The sequence below is a fragment of the Flavobacterium sp. genome, assembly GCF_043778725.1.
GTDB lineage: Bacteria > Bacteroidota > Bacteroidia > Flavobacteriales > Flavobacteriaceae > Flavobacterium.
This window is the reverse complement of sequence record NZ_JAYWFT010000095.1, coordinates 83,857-90,337: the sequence shown is the minus strand read 5'-3', so window position 1 is coordinate 90,337 and position 6,481 is coordinate 83,857. Positions and strand designations below refer to the sequence as shown.

The window sequence follows — 6,481 nt, the reverse complement described above, 5'->3', positions numbered from 1 at the left end:
TCCTATATCTACATTCGTGGCGAATACATGTGGGTTTATAAAATTTTAGAAAGAGCCATCGCCGAAGCAAAAGCTGCCGGATTTTTGGGTAAAAATATATTAGGTTCAGGCTACGATTTAGAGCTTTATGTCCAAATTGGTGCTGGAGCTTACATCTGTGGAGAAGAAACTGCATTGATCGAATCACTAGAAGGAAAACGTGGAAATCCAAGATTAAAACCACCATTTCCTGCTGTAAAAGGTCTTTGGCAAAATCCAACCGTGGTAAATAACGTAGAAACAATTGCTGCTGTGCCTTGGATTATCAATAATTCTGGTGCTGATTATGCAGGAATTGGAATTGGTCGTTCTACTGGAACCAAATTAATTTCGGCATCTGGAAACATAAAAAATCAAGGTGTTTACGAAATTGAATTAGGACTTTCGGTTTACGAATTCATGAATTCTGATGAATATTGTGGTGGAATGCAAACCGACAGACCATTAAAAGCATTAGTTCCTGGAGGAAGTTCGGTACCAATTTTACCAGCCAATTTAATTTACAAAACTGCCGCTGGTGAAGACAGATTAATGTCTTACGAAAGTTTATCTGATGGTGGATTCGCAACTGGTTCTATGTTAGGTTCAGGCGGATTTATTGTTTATGATGATAGAGCATGTATTGTTCGTAACACTTGGAATTTTGCTCGTTTCTACCACCATGAATCTTGCGGACAATGTACGCCATGCCGCGAAGGAACTGGTTGGTTAGAAAAAGTATTGCACCGAATAGAAAACGGTCACGGACGCGAAGAAGACATCGAATTGTTGTGGAGTATTCAATCAAAAATTGAAGGAAATACAATTTGTCCATTAGGTGATGCGGCTTCATGGCCAGTTGCTGCGGCAATTCGTCATTTCAAAGACGAGTTTGAATACCATATTCGTTTCCCAGAAAAAGTAAAAAACAGAGATCACTTTGTCAATGAGCCATTTGAAAAAGTGAAGAATTTAATTGGAAATCAATTAGCATAAGTATTGAAAAAAATTAAACACATAGAAATTACTAATTTTAAATCTATCAAACATTTAGAAATAAATGATTGTAACAAGATTAATGTGTTTATTGGTCAACCAAATGCTGGCAAAAGTAACATTTTAGAGGCATTAGGTTTTTTCGGAATGATTATAGATAATAATAATAACTCTCTGGAGAAATTTATACGATTCAAGATTAATTCTGAATTATTTTTTGAAGAAAACACAACCAAGAACATTAATATAAAAATTAATAGTAAACAATTAGACATTCTATCTACTGAAAGTCTTGGACAACCAAAAAAAAACTATACAAATATCAGCAATAGTTTGAAATATGATAATAGTATTTTGTCAAGTCCTTGGGAGGAAACAGAGGAAATTTCTACTATAAAAAAATATCTTTTCACTGAACCTTTTTTTAGACAGAGTGATAATAGAATAACACTAGATTATCCAAGTGGAAATAATTTGGTACAAGTTATTGTATCAAACCCAGAATTAAGAAAAGTAGTTAATAAATTATTTAAAGATAATAGTTTAAAGCTTTTGATTGAGAAAACAACAAATGAGCTTAAAATTTTTAAAGAATATCAAGACGGAACTGTATTTACACTATCATACAATTTAATTGCGGACACTTTGCAAAGATTAATTTTTTACAAAGCCGCAATCATGAGCAATGAAAACTCAGTTCTATTATTTGAAGAACCAGAAGCACATTGTTTTGAACCTTATATTTTAGAGTTCACAAATGCTGTTAAATATGATGAAAACGATAACCAATTTTTCATTGTTACACACAGTGATTATATTGTAAAAGAGTTTTTAAGAGACGACGAAAGTAAAGAAAACACTAATATTTATTTAGTGAATAATGTTGATGGAGAAACAAAAGTGAAACTTTTGGATAAGAAAAATAATGAAGATGTTTTTGAATTTGGAATGAATATATTTTTCAATTTCGAGAGTTTGTGGGAAACTAATTAATTTTAGAATATGAAATTAGTTGGTGTAGAATGTTGGGCAGATATGTACTTTTTTGGAAGATTATTAAACAACAAAAGTTTAATTAGAAAAGAAAGTGGCGATGATGCTGTGATTGACGGAGTAAATATTAGAAGTAAAGGTCAGTTTAGTGTCGGAATTGTTGATGTAGATAAAAATAAAAAATTACCATCTACATTTTCACAAATATATGCAGATGAGAATGCTCAAATATTTAAACATAATGAAAATTGTCAATTTTTAATACTAATTGGACCAAGACAATTTGAACATTGGGTAAATGAATATTTAAAAGTTAAAAATAGTTCTGTTGAAGCTTTTGGATTTAGTAATTTTGTAGAATTTATGCAAAAATCAAAATCATTAAAACCAGAAAACGACGAAAGATTTAAGAATTTAATAAATTATGTTTTTGAAAATTTTAATGAAGATGAAAATCATATTTTAAAATTAAAAAGACAATTAGAATACATTATTGAAACAAAATATCAATTTGATATTAATACATTTTTAGAAATATAAAAAAGATAAAAACTTCACAAAGAAGTTTAATGTTTATAGATTATGAAAGTAACCATTGACGGTCAAGAAATAGAAGTAGAAGCTGGAACAACAATCCTGCAAGCTGCTCGTATGATTGGTGGAGAATCCGTTCCGCCAGCCATGTGTTATTATTCTAAACTAAAAGGAACTGGCGGAAAATGCCGTTGCTGTTTAGTTGACGTTACTAAAGGTAGCGAAGCCGATCCAAGACCAATGCCAAAATTAGTAGCTTCATGTGTTACTGGTTGTCAAGACGGAATGGAAATAGCAAGCAAATCTTCTGAAAGAGTAACCGAAGCTAGAAAAGCAGTAACCGAATTCCTTTTGATAAATCACCCATTAGATTGTCCAATTTGTGATCAAGCAGGAGAATGTGATTTGCAAAATTTATCATTCGAACACGGAAAATCGGAAACACGTTTCATTGAAGAAAAAAGAACTTTTGAACCAGAAAATATTGGCGACAAAATTCAATTGCACATGAACCGCTGTATCGTTTGCCAACGTTGTGTGGAAGTTGCAGACCAATTAACAGACGGTAGAGTTCACGGAGTTTTAAATCGTGGTGATCATTCGCAAATTTCAACTTGTGTTTCGGCTGCTATTGATAATGAATTCTCTGGAAACATGATCGATGTATGCCCAGTTGGAGCTTTAACAGATAAAACTTTTAGATTCAAATCTAGAGTTTGGTTCAACAAACCATTCAATGCGCACAGAGAATGTACAACTCCTGGATGTTGCGGAAAAACAACACTTTGGATGTTTGGAAACGAAATTCAAAGAGTCACAGCAAGAAAAGACGAATACCATGAAGTAGAAGATTTTATCTGTAACACATGTCGTTTTGATAAAAAAGAGGTTTCTGACTGGGTAATTGAAGGTCCGAGAAGATTTGAAAAAGATTCTGTAATCAATCAAAATAAATATTACGGAAAATTAGATAAAGTTGTTATTGAAACAGAAAAAGGAATTCTTGAAGGTAGAGATATCGACAGAAAAAAAATCAGTATGGCAGAAATTGATTACAACGAAAAAATTGACGGTAATAAAATAAATACAAAATAATGGATAGTGGATTTATTATAGAAAAAAGTATTTTTATTGTTGTGATTTTTGCATTTACAATGGTAATGGCAATGTATTCTACTTGGGCTGAACGTAAGGTTGCAGCTTATTTACAAGATAGAGTTGGTCCAAACCGTGCTGGTTGGGGTGGATTATTGCAACCACTTGCCGACGGAATGAAATTATTTGCAAAAGAAGAATTTGAACCAAATACCAAAAATAAATTTCTGTTTTTTGTTGGACCAGCAATTGCAATGAGTACGGCTTTAATGACAAGTGCAGTAATTCCTTGGGGTGACAAATTAGAGATTTTTGGACGTACAGTTTATCTTCAAGCTACCGATTTAGATGTATCTTTATTGTATATTTTTGGAGTTGTGTCTATTGGAGTTTATGGAATTATGATTGGTGGATGGGCATCCAATAACAAGTTCTCATTAATGGGAGCAGTTCGTGCAGCATCGCAAATGGTTTCGTATGAAGTTGCTATGGGATTGTCTATGATTGCTTTGTTGATGATGACTGGAACGTTGAGTTTGAAAGAAATCTCAATTCAACAACACGGCATTCATTGGAATGTTTTCTATCAACCAGTATCATTTTTAATATTTTTAATTTGTGCTTTCGCAGAAACTAATAGAACACCTTTCGATTTAGCAGAATGTGAATCAGAATTAATAGGTGGTTATCATACCGAATATTCATCCATGAAAATGGGATTTTATTTATTTGCTGAATATGCAAATATGTTTATCTCGGCAACAATCATTTCTGTTTTATTCTTTGGTGGTTATAACTATCCTGGGATGAGTTGGGCTGTAGAAAATTGGGGTGTTAATATTGCAAATGTCATTGGAATTGGAGCATTATTCATAAAATTATGTTTTTTCATCTTTTTCTTCATGTGGATTAGATGGACAATACCAAGATTTAGATACGATCAATTGATGAATTTAGGATGGAAAATTTTAATTCCGCTTTCTATTATTAATATTATTGTTACTGGAATTTGTATTTTAGCTTTTAAATAAAATAATTTACATAACTAATTAATTTTTAATATTTTAAGTTATGTTAATTGAATTAAAACTAAAGGTATCGCAAAATGCGATACCATTGAAAATGAAGAATATGGAAAGAAAGCTATCAATTATTCCAAATGAGATTATTTCTAATAAAATTTATTTTATTAGAAATCAAAAAGTAATGTTGGATAAGGATTTGGCAGAGCTTTTTGATGTTAAAGCAATTAGATTAAGAGAAGCTGTTTCTAGAAATATTGAAAAATTTCCTGAACATTTTATGTTTAGGCTGAACGAAATTGAGGTTGAGATGTTGATTGCAGAAGAAATAATTCTTTCAAAACAATCTCTTGGTGGATCAATGCCATATGTGTTTACTGAACATGGAGTATTGCAATTAGCAAATGTGTTGAAAAGCGATAGAGCAACACAAATGAGTATTAAGATTATTGAGATATTTGTTGAAATGAGAAATTTCTTAACTGGAACTCTTAATCTGGCTTTGGAAGTTGAATTGATTAAAAAGAAATTGACAAATCAAGACAAAAACATTGAATTGGTTTTTAGCTATTTAGATGAATTAGTTGAAAAGCCAGAAAACAAAATAGAACGAACGAAAATAGGTTATAAAAAATAAAGAGTACAGATAAGGTTAGCCCAGATAGCAGTGGAAATCCTTTTTATTTTTTCTTTAAAAATAAAAAGATTGCAACGAATAGCTGGATTAGCTTCTAAAAAATAAAACAATTAATAAAAGAATGGATATACAAAGTATTTCATTATCGGGTAAGAAAAAACAAGTTTCCAACAAGGAAATGACTTTTCTTGAAAGAATGTACCTGGTAGCTATTGTAAAAGGTTTATGGATTACTATTAAACACTTTTTTAAGAAAAAAGCAACGATTCATTATCCTGAACAAGTACGTGAATTTAGTCCTGTTTATCGTGGTCAACATATGTTGAAACGCGACGAACAAGGTAGAGAAAACTGTACAGCTTGTGGATTATGCGCACTTTCATGTCCGGCTGAAGCTATAACTATGAAAGCTGAAGAACGTAAAAAAGGAGAAGAACATTTGTATAGAGAAGAAAAATATGCTTCGATATATGAAATCAACATGTTGCGTTGCATCTTCTGCGGACTGTGTGAAGAAGCTTGTCCAAAAGATGCTATTTACCTAACTATTTCCAAAGAATTGGTTCCTGCAAATTACGATAGAGAAGATTTTATCTTCGGAAAAGATAAATTAGTTATGCCACTAGAAATGGCTATGGCAACTACTAAAAACCTAAATTAATTATGTCTACAGTACTTATCATATTTTATATTTTATCTGCAATAACGTTGTCAACTGCTTTTTTGACAATTTACAGTAGAAATCCTATTCATAGCGCTATTTATTTGGTGGTATGTTTCTTTACAATTGCTGGTCATTACTTGTTGTTTAATGCTCAATTTCTTGCGGTAGTGCATGTAATTGTATATGCTGGAGCAATTATGGTTTTGTTTTTATTTACCATTATGTTGATGAATTTAAACAAAGAAGACGAAGTGCACAAACCAAGAATTACTAGACTTGGAGCAATCACAGTTTTTATATTATTGAGTTCGGCATTGGTATTGATTTTTATGTATTCTAAACCATTTGTTGGCGAATATCCTATAACTGGCGAGGATTTTCATTCTATTAAAAAACTAGGAACGGTTTTATTAGACGATAAAGAAGGATTTATGGTTCCGTTTGAATTTGCTTCGGTATTGCTTTTAACAGCAATGATTGGAGCCGTTTTATTGTCAAAAAAAGAAATTAAAGGTAAATAAT

8 protein-coding genes are annotated in these 6,481 nt (G+C 31.5%); all 8 read left to right on the top strand.

Translation table 11 applies throughout. The features are described 5' to 3' along the window. Positions 1-1,014: NADH-quinone oxidoreductase subunit F (locus ACH2CG_RS08730; RefSeq protein WP_395064231.1), on the top strand; the 1,014-nt coding region annotated here is incomplete at its 5' end. Positions 1,015-1,017: 3 nt separating this feature from the next. Beyond that, positions 1,018-2,007 (top strand): ATP-dependent endonuclease, encoded by a 990-nt coding sequence (locus ACH2CG_RS08725; RefSeq protein WP_395064229.1) that lies wholly within the window; start codon positions 1,018-1,020, stop codon positions 2,005-2,007. Between the two features lie 9 nt (positions 2,008-2,016). Next, on the top strand, positions 2,017-2,547 hold the full coding sequence (locus ACH2CG_RS08720) for a hypothetical protein (protein WP_395064227.1): 531 nt from the start codon (positions 2,017-2,019) through the stop codon (positions 2,545-2,547). A gap of 42 nt (positions 2,548-2,589) precedes the next feature. Next, positions 2,590-3,636: a 2Fe-2S iron-sulfur cluster-binding protein gene (locus ACH2CG_RS08715; protein WP_395064225.1), complete on the top strand. Its 1,047-nt coding sequence runs from the start codon at positions 2,590-2,592 to the stop codon at positions 3,634-3,636. Next, positions 3,636-4,667 (top strand): NADH-quinone oxidoreductase subunit NuoH, encoded by a 1,032-nt coding sequence (gene nuoH / locus ACH2CG_RS08710; RefSeq protein WP_395064223.1) that lies wholly within the window; start codon positions 3,636-3,638, stop codon positions 4,665-4,667. The genes ACH2CG_RS08715 and nuoH overlap by 1 nt, the downstream gene beginning before the upstream one ends. A 40-nt stretch (positions 4,668-4,707) precedes the next feature. Then, entirely contained in the window at positions 4,708-5,295 is a 588-nt protein-coding gene (locus tag ACH2CG_RS08705) for an ORF6N domain-containing protein (protein ID WP_395064221.1), read from the top strand. A gap of 121 nt (positions 5,296-5,416) precedes the next feature. Continuing rightward, positions 5,417-5,956, top strand: coding sequence for a NuoI/complex I 23 kDa subunit family protein (locus ACH2CG_RS08700; RefSeq protein ID WP_395064219.1), 540 nt, complete (start codon positions 5,417-5,419; stop codon positions 5,954-5,956). Positions 5,957-5,958: 2 nt separating this feature from the next. Further along, positions 5,959-6,480 carry an NADH-quinone oxidoreductase subunit J gene (locus ACH2CG_RS08695; RefSeq protein WP_395064217.1) on the top strand — a complete coding sequence of 174 codons (522 nt, stop codon included), beginning with the start codon at positions 5,959-5,961 and terminating at the stop codon, positions 6,478-6,480. Position 6,481 lies beyond the last annotated feature (1 nt).

Bases quoted from the DNA above. Each gene is read 5' to 3' on its own strand.
- ACH2CG_RS08715 (WP_395064225.1), top strand. From the start codon at position 2,590: ATGAAAGTAACCATTGACGGTCAAGAAATAGAAGTAGAAGCTGGAACA.
- ACH2CG_RS08700 (WP_395064219.1), top strand. From the start codon at position 5,417: ATGGATATACAAAGTATTTCATTATCGGGTAAGAAAAAACAAGTTTCC.
- ACH2CG_RS08705 (WP_395064221.1), top strand. From the start codon at position 4,708: ATGTTAATTGAATTAAAACTAAAGGTATCGCAAAATGCGATACCATTG.
- ACH2CG_RS08720 (WP_395064227.1), top strand. From the start codon at position 2,017: ATGAAATTAGTTGGTGTAGAATGTTGGGCAGATATGTACTTTTTTGGA.
- ACH2CG_RS08695 (WP_395064217.1), top strand. From the start codon at position 5,959: ATGTCTACAGTACTTATCATATTTTATATTTTATCTGCAATAACGTTG.
- nuoH (WP_395064223.1), top strand. From the start codon at position 3,636: ATGGATAGTGGATTTATTATAGAAAAAAGTATTTTTATTGTTGTGATT.